The organism is Hymenobacter bucti, from assembly GCF_042681145.1.
Classification (GTDB): domain Bacteria; phylum Bacteroidota; class Bacteroidia; order Cytophagales; family Hymenobacteraceae; genus Hymenobacter; species Hymenobacter bucti.
In genome coordinates, this window is record NZ_JBHUFD010000008.1 from 1 (window position 1) to 18,818 (window position 18,818).

Here is an 18,818-nt window from a genome sequence, read left to right on the forward strand (position 1 = left end):
ATTTTAACACCTAATTACGTAAGCAAACAGCACTCTATTTTGCACGTAGTTTTACACTTATAAATAAGTGTAAAACTACGTGCAAAATAGAGTGCTGTTTGCTTACGTAATTAGGTGTTAAAATAAACCTATTTATAGGTGCTAAACTGCACCTACTTTATATCTTTTTTGCTCTCGCTCTAGTTTCTCGGCAATCGCTTCTAGCAGCCAATCTTGAGTAGATATGCCAAGCTTGGGGCTGGTCGGTTTTCGGGGGCGCTTAGCTCGTACTTCGTCTATACTCACTAAGGTGTCTGCCGGAATTTTGATGTTGAAATTCTTGAGTTGAACTGCATCAGGAGCACTTGAAGCTATTGAGGAGCTGCCTCGATTTATGATAGCATCTATTTTCTTTTCGTCTAGCTTGCTGCGAGTAGACGGCTCCGGCGCACTGGCCGCAGGTTTACGGGGTGGGGGAGAGACAGCCATATTGTTTACTTCGTAATGTGGTGAAACAATGCTTCCAGCTCTGCCACTGCTTTCTCATCGTGCGGCATGGCTTCAAAGACGGATAACCCTTTGCTAGCAGCTGTCGCAAATGCCTTGCGATTGACCACTGAAAAATCTACGTAATTCAGTTCTGCGTTTTCACGCAGCACCTCCGTGGCTTCCCCGTTGTCTTGACCGCGGGTATCTGCCTTATTCAGAAAAGAGTAAATCTTTAGGGGGGTAAGACGCCCCGGCTGCACTTCATTCAGTAAAGCCAACACCTTGGATAGGGTCCAGATTTCATAGCTTCTAGGGGCGAAGGGTAGCAGATACACATCCGACACAAATAGTGCTGCTCGTTGGCTTGCCGTATCTCGCCCACCTGTATCAATAACAATGTGGTCATACTTGGGGCGGAGCTGTTCAATTTGGCGGCGTACTGCCCCCCCAGTCAGTTGTACCAAGGTGTAGCCCAATTCTCCTTTGTGGGTTTCGTCGCGCCAAGCAGTGAAGTCAGAAGCTGACTCCTGTTCATCCGCATCGACTAGCAGAATATCAGCTCCCTGCTTTGAGAGCCAGACAGCTAGGTTTGTAGAGATAGTTGTTTTGCCAGTACCGCCCTTAATACCGCCTACAGTGAAAATCATGCCTTTAGCTTTTAAGTTGAGGTGCAAATCTAGGTGTAAAATTACAACTAAATACCCACCTATTACTAAGTGCAATAATTCACCTAGTAGTAGGTGGGTATTGCTCTTTATATTTGAGACCTATTAGTTCTCTGATTCAACTCTCAGTCTGTGCAAAAACACGTCTGAGATGTGAAAAATTGACTAAATTTTCCGACACATACACGGTAACGTGCGGGGGCTAGCTGAGTAAATTTGGCGCTGATATACAATTATTTATGGAGGGCCTTTTAGTTGCTTCCTCCTACCATATGAAGCTTCCTCATCTTAGCTGCCGTGTCGAACTCGATAGCGGTATGGCCGTGCTACTCTACAATGCGCTCAACACTGTTTATCAAGAACTATTGTACCGCGACATTGACCAGCAGCGCTGGACAACTCCCGAGGCGTTAAGTCTGAAACCTTTGGCCAAGCTTACCCAACGCATGCAAGGTTTGGCCATAATGGAATTGCAGCCCCGTTTGCCTGGGAAACATAAGCCACACCGACTACGCATAGCCTTCGATGAAATGACTACTATCCGCCTCTACTATGCTCGATTACTGGCCACTTTGGAGGACAATTCTCATGATCAGCTCTTGTTAGCTGGTGCGCTGGGCCGCTTCCACCAGCAGAGCACGTCGCTCGAAAGCCAGATTCACCTGATGCCTACTGGTGGGCATTGGCGGTAACTGAAAAGCCATTCGAGGGCTAGCCTACAAAAAAGGCTATGCAAAAGAACCCGTAAAAGTGGTCTGTCTGGGACGTTAATACGACAGTAGTACTCCATGCATTTAACGGACCTTTTTTGGAGGGCGCGATAGGAGTGAGGGCAGCAGCTATGAGTTGCCGTGCTTGCGCACTCCTCGAAAAAATTACGCCCTACGCTAACGACCTCACGTAATAGAATAAATAGGTCAACGCCACCCGTAGCAGCCGCAGTAATCGGATGCTGCGGCTGCGCAACCCTGGGGGCTGTGGCGGCAGGACCTATCTTGGGGTTTCTAGTTCGCAGCTGCAATGGGCATCATCATTCTCTGGTTTATCTTCTCCCTGCTGGTGGCCTCCCTGGGCCAGCAGAAGAAAATTGGGAGCACCGCCGCCTTTTTCATTAGCTTGCTGCTCTCCCCCCTGGTGGGCGCGCTGGTGGTGGGGCTCTCCAAATCCTTAGCGCAGGAAGCGCACGACCGAGCCGCGCTCGCCACCCAGCTGCTGCAGGCGCAACAGCCGCCGCCGGGGTTGGTGGCGGATGAATTGCGCAAGCTAGCTGAGTTACGAGAGGCGGGGGTGCTCTCCGAAGCGCAGTTTAGCCAGCAGAAAGCCCGGCTCTTGGGAGAGGACTGAGGCGGTGGTAGCCAGGTCCAGCTTATCGCATTCGCAAACCTACTGTTTTTTGAACGACTTTCCCACCTACGCCAACGGCCCTGGAAACGTGGTTTTCAGGGCCGTTTTGCGAGAGGGTTTTTCGAACGCCTCTGCTGGCTCAGAAAGTACCGGTCTCCCACTATTGATTCAGACCCTACTTTTTGAGCTGCTGAGACGCCCCATAGGCTAGCTCTTAGCACTCATCGAAGGGGGCCTCAATATGGCGCACCTTTCTGATCCACCTGGGCCGGCTTAACAGTTAAGCTCTTTGATTCTGCCTTCCAGGAAGCCAAGTGGGACCGTGAGCCCTAGCTGGTCAGACCGCTAGCTGAACGCATTGCCGAAATACCTGGCAGAATCAGGGTACCCATAACTTTGGGGAGGCTTTGCGTAGACAGGTATTCGCCCGCCGTTCTGATGCGTCAATCGGCGGCGCAGCTCCTTTCCTGCTCGTTTGCTTCCGTCTGCTTTATGGCCTCTGGTGCCCCTGTATCACCCCCTGCTGCTCCTTTCCGGCCGGAGGGCCTGCTCCTCGACGTACTGGCGGTTTCGCTGACCGCTATTCACCTCGTGCGCCCGCTCTATGGGCCAACGGGTACGGACGTCGTGGATTTCGCCCTCGAATACCTCAATCCGGCTGGGCAGCGCATGACCGGCCTGCCGGAGCGGCCGGGCGGTACCGCCCTCACGCGCTTCCCCCACACCGTTGCGACGGGCATTTTCGAGTACTACCGGCGGGTGTTTGAAACCGGCGAAACGCAGGCTTATGCGGTGAACTACCAGGCCAACGACTTGGATAACTACTTCCAGTTCGCCGCCCGGCGCAGCGGCGACTGGCTTGTGGTCAGCTTTACCGACACCTCAGACCAGGACCGAAGTGCCGTGGAAGTAGCCCTACGCGAGAGTCAGGCCCGCGAACAGCAGGCCCGCGCCGAAGCCGAGGCCCAGCGCCAGCACCTGCATAACATCTTGCTGCAACTGCCAGCACAAGTGGCCACCAACCGCGGACCAGACCACGTGTATGACCTGGTGAACCCGCGCTATCAGCAGCAGTTTCCCGCCCGTGTGCTCCAGGGCCTGCCCGTCCGTCAGGCCCTGCCGGAGCTGGAAGGCCAACAGTTTTTTGAGCTGCTCGACCAGGTCTACCAGACCGGCGAGCCGTTCTACGGCCACGAAATGCCCGCCGCCGCGGATTACGCCAACACGGGCCAGCCGGAAGTGCGCTACTTCGACGTGTTCTTTCAGGCCCTGCGCGATGCCCAAGGCCGCATCGACGGCGTCCTGAATTTCGCCTACGATGTGACGGCCCAAGTGGCGGCCCGCCGGCAGGTTGAGCACCTCAACCAGGAGTTGGAAGCCCGCGTGCAGGCGCGCACGCAGGAGCTGGCCGAGCAGCAACACCTACTCAACCAGATTCTGGCGCAGGTACCCGCTGCCATTACCACCCTGCGCGGGCCCGACCATCGCTTTACGTTTGCCAACGCGCGCTACCAGCAGTTGACGGAGGGCCGCGTGCAGGTCGGCCGCACGGTGGCCGAAACCCTGCCCGAAGTAGCTGAGCAAGGCTTTATTGAGCTGCTCGACAACGTGTACGGCAACAGTCAGACCTTCGAGGGCAAAGAAATCGCCCTTCTGCTGGCGCTGCCGGGCGAGCCGCCCGTGCAGCACTACCTCGACTTTACCTACCAGCCCATGGCCGATGGGAACGGCCAGACCCAGGGCATCCTGGTGTTTGCCGTGGACGTGACCGAGCAGGTGCGCACCCGCCGGCAGGCCACCGCACTGCAAGCGCAGCTGCTGGCCACCGCCCAGCACCAGGCGGCCGAGCGCCTGGCCTTCTACCAGGTATTTGAGCAAACCCCGGCGCTGGTGGCCTTGCTGCGCGCGCCCGCCCACCGCTTCGAGTACGTCAACCCTGCCTACCAGGCCCTGTTTGCCGGGCGCCCGCTCGTGGGCCTGGATGCGGTAGTAGCGGCCCCGGAGCTAGGTGGGCAGGGGTTCATCGCCCTGCTGGACCGCGTGTACCAGACGGGCGAGACGTACTTCGGTCAGGAGCTGCCCTTTACCCCAGTGCCTGCTCCCGGACTGGCGCCCCGCACCACGTACTTCGACTTCACCTACCAGGCCTACCGGGAAAACGGGGAGGTGGCCGGTATCTCTCTTATCGCCTTCGATGTCACTGAGCAGGTGTTGGCCCGCCAGGAGCGCGCCAGGCAGCAGCGGCAGTTGCGAGAAGTGTTTGAGCAGGCCCCCGTCGCCATTTTCGTCGTGCGCGGGGCCGAGTACGTCTTCGATGTGGTAAACCCCAGCATGGGCGTCATGCTGGGCAGCGCCCCCGACCAGGTCCTGGGCCAGCGTTACTTTGACCTGCTTCCGGCCCTGGCCGAACAAGGCTATCGGGACCTGCTCGACCAGGTCTGGCACACGGGGCAGGCATATGTGGCGCAGGAGCAGGCGGCGCAGTTGCCCCACCATCGCGCAGGGGAAACCGGTTATTATAGTTTCACTTACGTACCCGTGCGTGAGGCCGAGGGAAGTATTACCGGCATTATGTGCGTGGCCGTAGATGTCACCTCCCAAGTACAGGCCCGCCAGCAAGTAGACTCTCTGAACGAGAAGTTAGCCGCTATCAACGAGGAGCTGACAGCCACCAACGAGGAGTTGAATAAGAGCAACACCCAGCTTACGCGCACCAACGTGGACCTGGACACGTTCGTCTACACGGCCTCGCACGACCTCAAGGCCCCGATTACCAACATCGAGAGCATTACCCTGGCCCTGCGGGAGACGCTGCCGGCCGAAGTGCAGCAAGACGAGATGATTGCCCACTTGCTGGACTTACTCGCGCAAACCACGACGCGCTTCCAACTCACCATCGGCCAACTCACGGACTTGTCCAAACTCCAGTTGGCCCACACCGGCCCCGCCGAGCCGGTCAACTTGGCCGCCGTAGTTGAATCGGTGCGCCTGGACCTGGCCCCGGTAATTGCGGACGCGAACGCCCAGCTCACGGTCGCGGTCGCGCCGGAACTAATGGCCTCCTTCTCGCCGGCCAACCTGCGCTCCGCTGTCTACAATCTACTCAGCAACGCGGTCAAGTACCGGGCCTTCGACCGGCCGGCCCAGGTCTGGGTTCGGGCCTTTCCGGCGGGGCCGCGCGTGGTGCTGGAGGTGCAGGACAATGGGCTGGGCCTGAGCGAGGTGCAACAACGGCAGCTCTTTGGCTTGTTTCAGCGCCTGCACACCCACGTCGAAGGCACCGGGGTGGGCCTCTATATTACCAAGCGCCTGGTCGAAAACGGCGGGGGCACCATCGCCGTGCAGAGCCAGGTAGACGCGGGCACCACCTTTACCCTCACTTTTCCCGCCTAAGCGGTCCTTCGCGATGCCTCCTCTCTCCAGCGTGCTGCTCATCGATGATGACCCCACGACCAATTTCCTCAATAAGGCGCTGCTGACCCGTATGGGGGTAGCCCAGCAGGTGCTCACGGCTGAAAACGGGGAGCAGGGCTTACGCACGCTGGGCCAAACGTGTCTGGGACCCGATAGCGCGGCTTGTCCCCATCTTATCTTGCTGGACATGAACATGCCCGTGCTCAATGGCCTGGGCTTTCTCGAAGCCTACGCCCAGCTGCCACTGGTGCAGCAGCAGACCATCGTCATCGTCATGCTGACCACCTCGCTGCATCCCGTGGACCAAACGCGGGCGGAGCAAATGCCCATTGCCGGTTTTCTAAATAAGCCGCTCACCAAGGAGAAGGTTACGGCCATTTTAGCCCAGCACTTTGCTTAGTCGGGTGGCTAGGCTACGGCTATTAAGTAGCAGGCAGCCTAGTCCTTGTTTGAAATTAGCGCGTCACATGATGTACAAAGCGGACTAAGCCGAAGAGGTGCCGGTAAGCATAATTACCCGCTTAAGTAACCTTGGTTTCTGCTACTCCGGTAGCGGAGGCCTTTTGTGGCCAGCTGCATAGGCCTAAGCAAAGGCTTGGTAAAGCTAAAGCAAATGAAGACTTTAGCTAAGCTTGTTAAGGAGCATAAGGCACCGCGGACTAGTTGCCCTACTCTATGGCAGGCGCCACAGTCCTTAGTGACTTGTAGCACAAACAAGCTAGTCGGCTTGTGGAATACCCAAATTTTCTAAGTCTTTCTAGCTTCTGTGCTGTTTGTTACCAATGACTGATTATACCCATCTTATTCCGGCCAACGATACGCAGCGGCTCGCTGCCTTGCAGGCCTACCAGCTCCTGGGAACCACTCCCGACGCCGTTTTTGATGAGCTAGTACGCCTCGTGGCCCAACTCTTTGAGGTACCTATTGCTCTGATTTCGCTCGTGGCGAAGGACACGGTCGAATTTACGGGCAATTTTGGTCTGCCGGACCTGCGCGTCGTGGACCGGCCGGACAGTATCTGCTCTGTAGCCGTGCTGCACGATACAACTACCTTGTTTGAGGACCTGCACGCCGACCCCTGCCAGCTCACCAACCAAGTGGCTGCTCAGCAGCTTAACCTGGGCTTCTATGCGGGCCACCCTCTGCACACCTCCACGGGCTACAACATCGGCTCGCTCTGCCTGATTGACCACCAGCCCCGCGCCCTCTCGGCGCTAGAGCAGCAGCGGCTGGCCACCCTGGCTGACGTCGTATTGGAACTGTTCGACCTGCGCCTGGCCGTGCTGAAGCGGCCCGAAGTAGCCCAGGCCATGTGGGATACTATTCATCGCAGCATTGGCACCTCGCTCACGCGTATTGACACGCTACGGTCGCTGGGCCAATGGGAAGAGTCGGCCACCACGCCGGCTGCCCAGCAGTACCAGCGTTCGATTGACGAAGAAGCCCAGTTAGTCATCCAGGCCCTGCGGGCCGAGGTACGGGCCGCTCTGCGGCAGATAGCCGCCGCTTAGGGCGTGCCCCTACGCTAGTCGCAGCAGTAGTTTTCGAGGGCCTCTCGTTAGCCTTATTCAGCTAACGCGAGTGAAGGATTTAAAGGAAGTTATGTAGAAGATTGTACTAGGCAGCGAATCACTAGTTACTTACGAACAATAGTCGTCCAGTAGTTCCTGCAAGTCGCGGATGCGGCTTTCCACCTGCGTTAGGAAGGTAGCCGGGACCGGAACCATGGTGCCGAAACGGGCGGCTAGGTAGCGCACCAGCGCATTGAGGGCTTGTACTTCTTCCTGCAGCTCGTTGCTTAACCGCTCCCATGGTACGCCATCGGTTTCGGGCTGGGCCCGGCAGCGATGGCGCACAACAATGGTTTGGCTAACCAGGGCGGCGAGCAGCTCCAGAATATGCTGCTCCTCAGCCGTGAAAGTGCGCGGTCGGCGGTCAATGATACACAGCGTTCCAAGCGGGCGTTGGTCGGGTAAGAACACCAAGGCGCCGGCATAGAAGCGCAGCTCGTTGTCCTGGGCCGCCTGCCAGGCTTCGGGCGGAATACTAGCGCTAGGCTCGCGGTCTAAATCGCAATAAATGGCGGTGTGCGCCTGCGCAATGGCCGTCGAGCAAAGCGCTTCGACGCGCTGCTGCTGGTCGTTGCCGGGCATACCCTGGTTGGCCGGGTAATACACGGTATCTTTCGTCACCACGGAAATAAGCGAGATAGGCAAGCTAAAAATGCGGGCCGTCAGGGCCACGTACTCATCAAACACCGGCTCAGAAAGCGTCGGCAGCACGTCATGCGCGCGCAGGCTGCGCAGACGAGCGGCTTCCGCGTCAGGCAACTGAGAGGAGACAGGGGTCATAGGAGAAAAGCAAACAAATCAGGCAGGCACCTATCGCTACCCGCTACGATGCACGATGCCCCGAAAGGTAAGGCCGTCGCGGGCTTGTTTAGCCGGTTTTAACCTCAACGCGGGTCAAGTGCACTTGTGCAAGCAAACAGGCTTATTCGTGAGGCACCACGCCCTGAGTAGGTCAACCTGCATCGCGCTTTTACTAGCTGGTCCTGGGTGGTTTGGCTTAAAGGACTAGTAGTAAATAGTACGGACCAAGTAAAGGAGACTTTAAACGACAATGCCGAGCTTACAACGTTTGCCAAACGTTTGACTGCTTAATAGTATAAGCACAAATAGTTGTTAATTAAGCGATAGCAAGTGCGTTACTTATCATAATCCCCGTTCTAAGAACAGTTTACGGTCTACCAGCTAAGCAACTTATAGGGGCTACTGTGAGGCGCACTGGTCTTCGGGAATAGTTGCTCCCAAAGCCGCCGCTGGGACTGCTTGCTAGTTGGTGGCGAGTACCATACTTAACTCCAGAAGACGTTACCGGACGAAAGGCCTCGCGGGGCTAGCACCCCGCTACGCCTGGCAGCTGCCAGTCTGCTTTCAAGACGGACATGACGATTTTATCGTGAAAGACGCCCCGCCGACACGCCGCCTCTCGCAAGCGCCCTTCCACGACAAAGCCCGCTTTGGCATAGGCGCGCAAGCCGCCCGTATTCCTTTCCGACACGGTGAGCATCACCCGATTGAGGTGATGGGTAGTAAAGGCCAGCTGCAGGATTTGCTTCGTCACCGCCGTCCCCACGCCCTTGCCCCACTGCGCTTTCTCGCCGACGAAGATAAAATATTCGCCCGCGTGATTGGTAGTGGAAATACCCGAGAGCCCTGCATAGCCAATCAACGCGTTGGTCTCGGTTAAGTAGATGCCCAGGTTCAGGCTATTGGCCTGCGCTAAGGTGGCCGCAAACCACTGGTCAATCTGCTGCGGGGTCTTCAGCTGCTGGAAAGTGGAGAGCGAGTATTCAATGACTTCGGGGTCTTGGAGCCAGGTGTAAAAGGGCGTCACCTGTTCTAGGTGCAAAGGAGCTAGCTTCACCATCGCCTTGTGCGGGGAGTGTACCTACCTGGGAATAGGAAGGGCTTAAAAGTAAGTAGGCGATAAACCTTATACCAAGTGTTATTCGGCAAGTAAAAGATAGAAGTACATCTTCGGGACCTGTCTTACTCGCTGGGATTTCAGTCGTACCGGATTCAGGCTGCAATGGCGGGGCGTCTTACAGGATGTAAGCGCCTAGTTAAGCAATGTTTTAGCAGGGACACCCTGTCTTACATATGCTTTCGACCGTTCTCCACGAGGTAACAGTAAAAGGCGAACGGCCCATGCGAGTGGTTCTCCTTCGTCTAGGTAAGGTCAGCCGTGTTAGCTTATTATCCGGATTCCGCACTCTTTTTTAGCCGCAACCCATTCGTTCCCCGTACCTTATAGCGTTGCAGCGGCGAGAGATTGACGACGTGCTACGTTACTAAGGCAAGTCTATGAGCACCGCTTTGTCCATCGCCGCGACCGAAATTCGGTTCCGCTCTCTGTTTGAGAACACCCCCGAATTGATTCTGTGCCAAAACGAAGCGTCGGTTATCCTAGACGCCAACCCCGCTTTTCTCACGCTGGTGGAGAAGCGCGAAGAAGAAGTGGTGAATCACGTGTACGATGAGTTTCTGGCCCCGGAAGTCCGGGGCCTGTACCGGGAAAAACTGTTGGAAGCCTTCACCGGCAAAATTGTGCGCTTCGAGGTGTACGCCGCGCAGGGAAACTCCGCGCCCCGGTACTGGGACGTGGTGAAGGTACCCTTGGTGGACCAGGGAAAAGTGGTCGGGGTCCATATGGTGGCGCGGGACATTACCGAAAAAACGCAACACCAGCAAGAGATATTTGACCAAAACAGAGATTTACAGCAGTTTACCTACATCGTCTCGCACAACCTGCGTGAGCCCCTGGCTAACGCCCTCGGGCTGGTAGGCCTGCTCGGCATCGAGAAAGCGGACACCCCCGCCTTCGAGCGCGTCCGGTCCCACTTGCAAGGAAGCCTGGAACAGCTCGACCAAGTGTTGCAAGACCTGAACACCGTGCTAGCGGTCCGCGACCAGGATAGTCTGCTCGTGCCCGAGGACGTGCCGTTGGCCGAAGTCGTGCAGCACGTCTTACAAACGCTGCAAGACGTGCTGCACAACTGTGGGGGCACCCTGCACACCACGATTCCCAACGGGTTTCGAGTGCGCGGCAACCGCGCTTACTTCTACAGCATTTTTTTCAACCTGTTGTCCAACGCCATCAAGTACCGCGACCCGGACCGTCCGTTGCGAGTGGAACTGACGGCCAGGGACGAAGCCGGGTCAGCCAAGGTGATTTCGTTCGCTGACAACGGCGTAGGCCTCGATCTGGCGCAAGCCGGCGACAACCTTTTTCAGCTCTACAAACGGTTTCACTTGAAAATCCCCGGCCGGGGCGTGGGCCTGTATTTGGTCAAGGCCCACGTCGAACGCATGGGCGGGCATATTCAAGTAAGGAGCGCGGTAGGCCAAGGCACCCAATTTTCTATTACCCTACCCTAAGCTTGCCCATGTACACGGTCTTAATTGACGACAACGCGACGTCCCTGTTTTTGACGGAACGACTCCTGCTGCACGAAGGCTTATCCGATACGGTTAATTCGTTCCAGTCCCCACCCGAAGCCCTGGCCTTTTTGCTGCAACAGGTACCGGCCGGCCGGGTGCCGCAAGTCATTTTGCTGGACCTAAACATGCCCCTGATAAGCGGGTGGGACTTTTTGGAGATGCTCCAGCGTCACGAGGAGCAGTTGCAAGGTCAGTGCATCGTGTACTTGCTCACCTCGTCCCTGACGCCGGCGGATAACGCTCGCGCCCAAGCGCACCCGTTGGTCACGGGATTTCTATCCAAACCACTGAATAAGGAGAAGATTCAGCAAATCCGAGACCACGTACCTTGAAGGATGCCTGAGCGAACTGCCAACGCGCCACTGGTGAACTGCTGGGGTAGTGTATGTAGGAATAGTCCCTTACTATAAAAACTGTCATAGACCCACTTTTGGAATAAGAGCGGATTTTGGCTGCCATTCAGGATGCGGCCTGCGGGGCCCTTTACCTTGTCAAGCCTTGTTTCCGGCGTATATGAAACTCATCCCTTCGGGCTATTCCGTAAACCCTAATTCGTAGACGAGTTTCCTAAACTCGTCCCGCGCGTCAAGGACCAGTTACCCACTAAATGGGGGAACCGGCTGCTGTCGTGCACCGAAAGGAGGTTTTCACAACCTATGTCCCGAGGGAGCACGTACTGCGTTCTGCGATATTTCTACTCCATCATGTCAGACACTGATAATCAGAAACATAACCCGTCGAAGGCCAACACGCCGAAGCGGAGCAGTCGTTTAATGGTGGCGGCTGATAAGCAAGCGGATGGAGCAGAAAGCCAGCCGAGCGAATCCCGGTTTCACACCGTTTTCAACCACTCGCCCTTGGGCAATAAAATCATCGATGCGGAGCTGACCATTCATCAGGTCAATCCGGCGGCCGTGGCCATGCTTGGCTTGACGCGCCTCGACGAGTTGGTGGGCCACAAAATCATTGAATTTGCGCATCCCGACCACGTGCCGGAGTGGCAAGAGCTGCAAAAAGAGCTCTGGGAACGCAAAACGCCCTATTTTATTCTAGAAACGCTCATGGTGCGCCAAGATGGGTCCTCGTTTTGGTGCCAGGTGACGTCGGTCTTATTTGACGACGAAGCTGGCGAGTTGGGGTACACATCCCTGCAAGACATCACGGAGCGCAAGGAACTGGAGCAGACCAACCAGCACCTCTACGAGGCGCAAGAAACCGTCCTGCAGTTGGTAGTCCATGATGTAAAGAATCCCATCGCCAATATTCAATTGATAGTACAATTGCTGGAACATAGCGCGTCGGGTTCTCCCTCCACTGCCAGCGAATCCGCCCGGCTGCATCAGTTGATTAAGCAATCCTGTGAGGAGGCGAACACCCTGCTCAAAGAAGTGCTCTACCTCGGCGAGTTGGAAGCAAACAAGCTGAAAAAGTACCGGCTCGATTGCCATGATTTTTTGGACAAACAGCTCACGCTACACCGCCTTGCCGCTCAGCAGAAAGGCATCGCGTTGACGTTGGAATCGCCAGCGAAGGTGCTGCTCGCTTCTTTCAACCCCGACCGGTTTCGGCGGGTCGTGGACAACGTGCTCACCAACGCGCTCAAATTCACCCCAGCTGATGGCCAGGTAAGCGTGCGTTTGCAAGCCCATAAGGACGGGGTGCGCCTGTCGGTACAGGACACGGGCATCGGCATCCCCACCGAGTTACAGGCCCACGTGTTCAATAAGTTCAGCGCCGCGGCGCGCGCGGGCCTCTACGGAGAATCCACGAACGGCCTGGGCTTGTACATCACCCAACAAATCGTGCACCTGCACGGCGGTAAAATCTGGCTCGAAAGTCATGAAAACGAGGGCACGACTGTTTTTATCGACTTGGTGTAGCCATTCGTCGGTGAGCTAGTGAACGGTGTTCCGCAGAAGGGTGATTTAAATAAGACAGCGCGCGTTTTACATAATCCGCGTTCTCGGACAACGCTCGAAATAAGTACGGGTTTGTACTTCTCGCCGGGGCGCGGCGGGCGTAGCCCTTTGGCGGGGACTAAGGTCCCATTTAAGAGTTCACGAAACTCATTCCCTCGGCGTGTTTCGTGAACTTCGTTCCGTAGACGGGTTTCTTAAACTCGTCCGGCGCTACAGCGGCCTACTGGCACCTGGTGCCGGCCAGCTACTAGGCGTTCAAGGAAAGGAGCATTTGATTTGCCAGCTAATGGCCTGCCCCGTTCAGGGGCAAGGCCACGCAGAACGTCGTGCCCTGTCCTTCTTGGCTCTCCACACTCAGCGAGCCGCCGTGTCCCTGGACGATGATGTCATGGCTCAGCGAGAGGCCCAGGCCCGTACCCTCGCCGGTAGGCTTGGTGGTGAAAAAAGGCTGGAAGATTTTGGCCTGCACCGCGGCCGGCATGCCCGTGCCGTTGTCCGTTACCCGGATTTCAACCCGCCCGCCCACCTGCTTGGTGCTCACCGCAACGGCGGGCGCGTAGCCCGCCTCGCCGAGTTGCTGGCGCTGGCGCACGGCGTAGAAGGCATTGCCGAACAGGTTGAGCAGCACCCGACCCACGTCCGCCCCCACCGCTTCGACCAGCGGCAGGCCCGGCGCAAAGCCCGTGTCCAGCGCCGCGTTGAAGCTCTTGTCTTTGGCCCGCAGGCCCTGGTAGGCCAGGCGCAGGTACTCGTCCGTCAGCTGATTAATGTCAGTCGGGGCCCGCTCGCCGGTGCTCGTGCGCGAGTGTTCGAGCATGCCTTTGACAATGGCCGCCGCCCGTTTGCCGTGCTCGGTGATTTTGCCTAGGTTTTGGGCGACGTCGCGCGCCAATTCGGTGGCCTCGGCTGTATCGCTAGTTGCCAGCGCCTTTTGGAGCTCTTCCACCAGCTCGGTGCTGACTTCCGAGAAGTTATTGACGAAGTTAAGCGGGTTTTGAATCTCGTGGGCGATGCCGGCCGTGAGCTCGCCTAGGCTGGCCATCTTCTCCTTTTGGATGAGCTGCGCCTGCGTGGCGCGCAGGTCGGTGAGGGAGCGTTGCAGCTCGCCGGTGCGCTCGGCCACCTGCGTTTCCAGGGTTTCGTTTTGGGCGGCCAGCAGCGCTTGTTTCTCCTGTTCCTGGGCCAGGGTCTGGACCGAGAGCTGCTCGACTTCGCCCAGCTTCACTTGCAGCAATTCGGCATCGAGGGCAAACTCGCGGGCCAGAAACAGGGAGATGGCCAGCGCCGGCGGCAAGAAGAGGAAAGGGAAGATGAGGGCGTCGACTAATACCGACGTTTCAGCGAGGAACAGCGGCCCGAGTATCGAGCCCAAGGCCACCAGCAGCGTGAGGGCAAAGCCCGCGCCGATGATGCGGGCACCGCCCCGGCGCTGGCGCAAGGCCCGGCCCGTAAGGCGCAACTGCTCGGCCGTGGCCAGCAGAATGGCCCCCAAAAAGTACAAGAACCCGGAAGCATCGTTGCCAAAAAAAACATAATACGCCGCCCCTGCCCCACAGGCCACACACAAGCCGGCAAAGAGCCGGCCAGGCCGGAACCCAAACAGCTCATGGAGCGCTCGCACCGCCCACAGGCTGCTCATGACCAACAGCTCGTAGGCGGCGGCCACCAAGCCCAAGAACAAGCCGGTGCTGGCTATGTTCAGCCCCCGGAAGTAGTAAAACCCCAGCGCTGCCAGTCCCAAGGCTCCGGCGTAAAGAGCAAAATAGAGGTTGGCGCGCCGAGCGGGGTTGTAGCGAAAGAAGGCGATGTGCAGCAACGTAAGCAGCGCCGCCACGCACCCCGTCACCAGAAAGGCGGGTCGGGCCTCGACCCGTTCTCGTTCGGCCTGCCGGAGCTGCGCGCCACCGCACAGTCGCACCGCCAACAGGGGGCCTTGCACAAAAGCCTTCATCATCACCGGCTGCCAGGGCGCAAACCGCACAGCCAGCACCAGGGTGGCGGGGCCGGTGCCGGGCACTTCTACCGGCTCCGGCTGGGTGGTCATCGGGCGCACCTGGGCAAGGGCCGGGTCCAGCACGCCCTGGCGCTGCACCAGCTGCCCGTTGAGATACAGCTCGTAGGCCCCGGCGAGGTTTCGGCCGGCTTGCAGCAGAAGGGCATGCCGGCGCAGGCTGTCGCCAGGACGCAGCCGCAGTCGTAACCAGCCAATGCCGGTGCTCAAGCGCTGCGGCAACTCGGGCCGGGGCCGGGTGGGGTTGAGCGTGTCCCAGGCGCGGTCGTCGAAGCCGGACCGGGCCCAGGCCGGGTTGTCGCCGGCGTGGTAGCGCCAGCCTTTGTTGAGTAGCAGGCCGTCGGCGGGCAAGCGCTTGATGCGCAACGCGGCGGTGTCCGGGGGCAGCGGGGTGGCCCAGGCGGGCAGGGCCAGCAGCCAGAGGGCGGCCAGCAATAGCAAGTACCGTGGGGTGATGGGACCACGCGGCCAACGCAGCACGGAAGAAGAAGTAATCAAAGGCAAGAGGAAGCTTTAGGTGGGCAAGCTACAACTTAATGGGGCGCTTTTGGTCCCCAATGCGCTGACAACCACAGCCTCGGAAATGCCAATGATGAACGGATGTGTGAGTTCAGGAAAACAGTCGTTTAGGTGAACAAGCTCGATACGCTCAGGTGAATCGTGGCAGATGGTTGAACGGTTCGATTACGCTCTCGCGACTGAGTCGGTTGAAGCTATAAAAGAGCACTACATCGAAGCGACGCTAGCAAGTAGGTCGCTCCGCGCTGTCATAGCCACAATACTCCTGAGAGACCGAGTAGGCTAGTCGCTTGGCGAAAGCCCCCAGCTCCCAAAGGTGGTTCTCTGTCGTCTGGCCGCTGTCTTATAGTGCCGACGCGAGCATAGAGAGCCAGCCTCTTACTAGCGAGACACGATGTTTTTATCATGGCATAACTGCCGCAAGTCCGCGGTGAGCCACGCTTTATTTTGCCGCAGAAAAGCCGCTTTACAGGGTTGGTCTTTATTCCAGGGCATAAACTGTTTGCCGGGAAAGCGCGGGGACGGCCCAGCAGAATGGATAATGTTGTTGTAGTCCAAGACGGAATCAATTAGCCCATCCTTCTCATTGACCCACACGGCCGCCACGGGGGATAATCTATTGTGGGGGTTATAGCCACAGCTGTACCCACAGAGCTTATTCATTAAGGCAAGCTGGGCCGGCGTCTTAAAATCCGCGTCGAACGTGAAGCGAATGCAGGTGCCTCTTTGGTCAACTTTCTCCAAGTGGCGTTTTATAGTGAGCAGCTGGCGCTGCAACGCTTGGATAGAATCGACCTGGACTTTTTTCCTGAATACAGCGCTATCCAAGTCCTTGGTGTACACGCACCAGAGCGCCATGCGATACAGTTGCTCATAATGAGCCGCAACGACGACGGCAGGGTAGGGGAGCGTCGACGCTTTTTTAGCGGTGCACGCTAGGGTCAGTACCCCGAGCAGCACGGCGCCTATTACTTGCTGGAAGCGTATCAACTGGACATAGGTTAAGAGAGGAGACTATTCGCAAACTTACCGTTTTTCGAACGATTCTCTTACCTATGCCAACGGCGTTAAAAATCGCGTTTTTGACGCCGTTTGGCGGACAGGTTTTTCGAATGGATGTTAGTCTGCGAGTAATAAGGATTTTGGACTAGGTAAGCCGCAATAGCCTTATTTTGACTTTCATTTTATTCGCTTAAAGCAGATGATTGAGTTTAATGGGTGGGTTCGACTAGCCCTTTCCACGGACGGCGAAGGGGAAGACCATGGTACCAGCACCGTCCAAGCAATACGACGGCTGGCCGACGGCATCCGAGGCTACACTACATTTCCCTTCGTGCAAGTCCGCAATGGGTCGTACTATCTGCACGTAGCTGGTAATGCCAACCATAACGGCCTGGACTGGGCAGAAACAAACGAATTGCTCCAAGAGGTAGCCAGACGTTTCCCTGCGGCCTATGGCTTAGTACACCTGCGAGATGACGAGGATGCGCACGGCAACGATAATGCCTTTATGGTATATGTGGTGCGGCGCGGTACGGTGGAATGTCACCCCGACTCCTTCCTATCGCCATGCAATCCCATCATTGAAGAATAAGGGCCCGGCATACTAACAGCAGCCATCGATTTATGAAAAGGCTCGCTCCGTTAACTAAGTAGCAGTCGTGTTCCTCAATTGAGTTTGCTTGTTGGTAACGGGGCAACTTAAGGCATCCAGGGGCTCAGAAAGTCCCTTTCTGCGGTGTAGGCTCAGAAAGTCCAGCCAGAGTGCCTTTCCGGCGCGTGGTGGGGGTTTAAGAAGCCTAAAAAGGGGGCGTCTATAAGGTGCTCCTTCTTAGCTTTCAGGCAATGACTAGCCTCGAGGTCACACGACTTTCAGTCCTTCGGTAGGCTCGGTTAGCGAAGCTTAGCCCGAGAAGTAGCACTGAATTCCTGTAGCAGGGTAGGCTGGGCCTCATAGGCCAGCAAAAAAGCCTCGATCGAATCGGCTACCTTGTCCGCCTCTCCAATATAATAGACCGTCGATGTGGGCTTCTTTTCCCGTAGATCCAGCCAAGCAAAACAGCCCTGCTGAGCCTCATAAAAGAGGAGTTTATACGGCTCTTCATACAAGCCGATGTTCGCTAAGTAGCCATTTTCAAATTTTCCTTGCCGTAGGTACGCCGCCGCTACGTCAAGGGGGTACATGAGCCGATTGTGGCTGCTTTCTTGCGCCTGATGCAGATAGCCGTAGCCAACTTGGTAGTAGAATGCTTTCAACTCCTCGGGCAGCGAGAAGCCAAGCTTTTCTTCGGCTTGCGCAAGTCGGGCCTCCGGCACGGGCAAAAAAGAGTGCTTCAAGAACTGCACTTCCTCATAGTGCGCGTCCACGTACGCTTCCGTAAGTACATAGGGCTTTAAGAAGGAGAAGTCTGCCATGCCCAAACATACGGTGGCCGGGTTCACAAAGACGGGCTCCCGTTCGCAGCAGGCGTAGACTTTCGGAACTCACTTCTTCAACCCGCAAAGCAGATTACTACCAGGCTGGTGCTAGCTCAGTGCATGCTACTTCAGTAAGGTGCCCATTAATGAGCCTAGCTCGTCACCCTTTGACGTACCGAATGGGAAAGTGAACACTAAGCTTCGGAAACGGCGCAGGATTACCAGCCAGCCTGTGCGGTTGCTAGGCGTTGCCGAAAGAGGGCGATGGTAGCCGAAGCGGTAGTCGTTAAGTGGGATGTATCCTCTAAAGCCCAGCCACCACTTACGTCTTCTGACGCCCAGCCACACTCAAACTCAACGAAGTGGTAGCTCAGCCCCCTTGAGGTAGGTAATAACTCTACCTGATACAGTAGTTGAAAGTGCTCCATGCCTGCTCGGTGACGAATACGCACGAGTTGCGGCAGACCTTCATACGTCAGCTTTTCATTATACTGGGTGGCCACCGCCGCCTGCTTCGCAGCTTCCGCACGAGTCCAGTCCGTGAGCTTAGTGAAATACCAACGGAATACTAATTGCTGCCGCTGGTGCAGCGTTTTGGCACTGTCTGGCCAAGGCAAGATGCCCGTGAATTCAATCTTGTTAGTCTTGGGATTGCGCGGCCATGCTTGGGGCTGCGCAAATGCCACTGTCGGGAGCACGAGGGCTAAGAGGAGCAAAAGCTTCATGCTAACCAAGGTAGGGAACGAATAAGATTACTACCCGAATATTTTCCTTTGTCAGTTGACGCGGAAAAGGGTAGCTTATCACAGAAGATAAAGTCTAGTTCAACAACTGACTAGAGCAGCCTGAGACATTAGTTAAATGTTCGTTTAAGTAATGTGACAAGATTCTTAAGGAGCTGTTTCAGGCGCTAGCGTTGCCAGTAGTTTAGCTAGCAGGGAACGCCTGCGAAAGTTTGCCCTTCGTTCAGCTAAGGTTAGTAGCGTGTTAGCAGCTGTTAGAGCTACCCGCTAGCCCAGGCGAGTAGGTTGAAGGTGAATTTGGCGTGAAATTT

16 protein-coding genes are annotated in these 18,818 nt (G+C 56.7%); 9 read left to right on the top strand and 7 right to left on the bottom strand.

The window, feature by feature from the left end; genetic code table 11:
- Positions 1-473: 473 nt before the first annotated feature.
- On the bottom strand, positions 474-1,142 hold the full coding sequence (locus tag ACFSDX_RS18355) for an AAA family ATPase (RefSeq protein WP_382316196.1): 669 nt from the start codon (positions 1,140-1,142) through the stop codon (positions 474-476).
- A gap of 263 nt (positions 1,143-1,405) precedes the next feature.
- On the opposite strand from ACFSDX_RS18355, the gene ACFSDX_RS18360 reads away from it, so the two are divergent.
- The 5 genes from ACFSDX_RS18360 (at position 1,406) to ACFSDX_RS18380 (ending at position 7,402) form a co-directional block, all read left to right on the top strand.
- Positions 1,406-1,825 (top strand): hypothetical protein, encoded by a 420-nt coding sequence (locus ACFSDX_RS18360; protein ID WP_382316197.1) that lies wholly within the window; start codon positions 1,406-1,408, stop codon positions 1,823-1,825.
- A gap of 328 nt (positions 1,826-2,153) precedes the next feature.
- Positions 2,154-2,477, top strand: coding sequence for an SHOCT domain-containing protein (locus ACFSDX_RS18365; protein ID WP_382316199.1), 324 nt, complete (start codon positions 2,154-2,156; stop codon positions 2,475-2,477).
- Positions 2,478-2,969: 492 nt separating this feature from the next.
- Positions 2,970-5,870 carry a PAS domain-containing sensor histidine kinase gene (locus ACFSDX_RS18370; protein ID WP_382316201.1) on the top strand — a complete coding sequence of 967 codons (2,901 nt, stop codon included), beginning with the start codon at positions 2,970-2,972 and terminating at the stop codon, positions 5,868-5,870.
- A 13-nt stretch (positions 5,871-5,883) separates the two neighbouring features.
- Positions 5,884-6,291 (top strand): response regulator, encoded by a 408-nt coding sequence (locus tag ACFSDX_RS18375; protein ID WP_382316203.1) that lies wholly within the window; start codon positions 5,884-5,886, stop codon positions 6,289-6,291.
- 382 nt (positions 6,292-6,673) lie between these two features.
- Entirely contained in the window at positions 6,674-7,402 is a 729-nt protein-coding gene (locus ACFSDX_RS18380) for a GAF domain-containing protein (protein ID WP_382316205.1), read from the top strand.
- Between the two features lie 129 nt (positions 7,403-7,531).
- On the opposite strand, the gene ACFSDX_RS18385 is transcribed toward ACFSDX_RS18380, so the two are convergent.
- Both ACFSDX_RS18385 and ACFSDX_RS18390 read right to left on the bottom strand, forming a co-directional pair.
- Positions 7,532-8,242: a GAF domain-containing protein gene (locus ACFSDX_RS18385; protein ID WP_382316207.1), complete on the bottom strand. Its 711-nt coding sequence runs from the start codon at positions 8,240-8,242 to the stop codon at positions 7,532-7,534.
- A 547-nt stretch (positions 8,243-8,789) separates the two neighbouring features.
- Positions 8,790-9,305, bottom strand: coding sequence for a GNAT family N-acetyltransferase (locus ACFSDX_RS18390; RefSeq protein ID WP_382316208.1), 516 nt, complete (start codon positions 9,303-9,305; stop codon positions 8,790-8,792).
- A 455-nt stretch (positions 9,306-9,760) separates the two neighbouring features.
- On the opposite strand from ACFSDX_RS18390, the gene ACFSDX_RS18395 reads away from it, so the two are divergent.
- The 3 genes from ACFSDX_RS18395 to ACFSDX_RS18405 all read left to right on the top strand — a co-directional run bounded on the left by ACFSDX_RS18395 (position 9,761) and on the right by ACFSDX_RS18405 (position 12,777).
- Positions 9,761-10,834, top strand: coding sequence for a sensor histidine kinase (locus tag ACFSDX_RS18395; protein ID WP_382316210.1), 1,074 nt, complete (start codon positions 9,761-9,763; stop codon positions 10,832-10,834).
- An 8-nt stretch (positions 10,835-10,842) separates the two neighbouring features.
- Positions 10,843-11,229, top strand: coding sequence for a response regulator (locus ACFSDX_RS18400; protein WP_382316212.1), 387 nt, complete (start codon positions 10,843-10,845; stop codon positions 11,227-11,229).
- 372 nt (positions 11,230-11,601) lie between these two features.
- The gene (locus ACFSDX_RS18405; RefSeq protein WP_382316214.1) at positions 11,602-12,777 is read left to right on the top strand and encodes a PAS domain-containing sensor histidine kinase; all 1,176 of its coding nucleotides are present in this window, start codon (positions 11,602-11,604) and stop codon (positions 12,775-12,777) included.
- Between the two features lie 322 nt (positions 12,778-13,099).
- Here the strand turns inward: ACFSDX_RS18405 and ACFSDX_RS18410 are convergent, their stop codons facing one another.
- Together ACFSDX_RS18410 and ACFSDX_RS18415 are read right to left on the bottom strand one after the other, a co-directional pair.
- The gene (locus ACFSDX_RS18410; protein WP_382316215.1) at positions 13,100-15,325 is read right to left on the bottom strand and encodes a sensor histidine kinase; all 2,226 of its coding nucleotides are present in this window, start codon (positions 15,323-15,325) and stop codon (positions 13,100-13,102) included.
- 402 nt (positions 15,326-15,727) lie between these two features.
- Complete coding sequence (locus ACFSDX_RS18415) at positions 15,728-16,336, bottom strand: hypothetical protein (protein WP_382316217.1); 609 nt, start codon at positions 16,334-16,336, stop codon at positions 15,728-15,730.
- 211 nt (positions 16,337-16,547) lie between these two features.
- Here ACFSDX_RS18415 and ACFSDX_RS18420 point away from each other — a divergent pair, with 211 nt between their 5' ends.
- The gene (locus tag ACFSDX_RS18420) at positions 16,548-16,940 is read left to right on the top strand and encodes an Imm7 family immunity protein (RefSeq protein ID WP_382316219.1); all 393 of its coding nucleotides are present in this window, start codon (positions 16,548-16,550) and stop codon (positions 16,938-16,940) included.
- A gap of 299 nt (positions 16,941-17,239) precedes the next feature.
- Here the strand turns inward: ACFSDX_RS18420 and ACFSDX_RS18425 are convergent, their stop codons facing one another.
- Entirely contained in the window at positions 17,240-17,761 is a 522-nt protein-coding gene (locus ACFSDX_RS18425; protein ID WP_382316221.1) for an SMI1/KNR4 family protein, read from the bottom strand.
- Between the two features lie 221 nt (positions 17,762-17,982).
- Positions 17,983-18,489 carry a hypothetical protein gene (locus ACFSDX_RS18430; protein WP_382316222.1) on the bottom strand — a complete coding sequence of 169 codons (507 nt, stop codon included), beginning with the start codon at positions 18,487-18,489 and terminating at the stop codon, positions 17,983-17,985.
- Positions 18,490-18,818 lie beyond the last annotated feature (329 nt).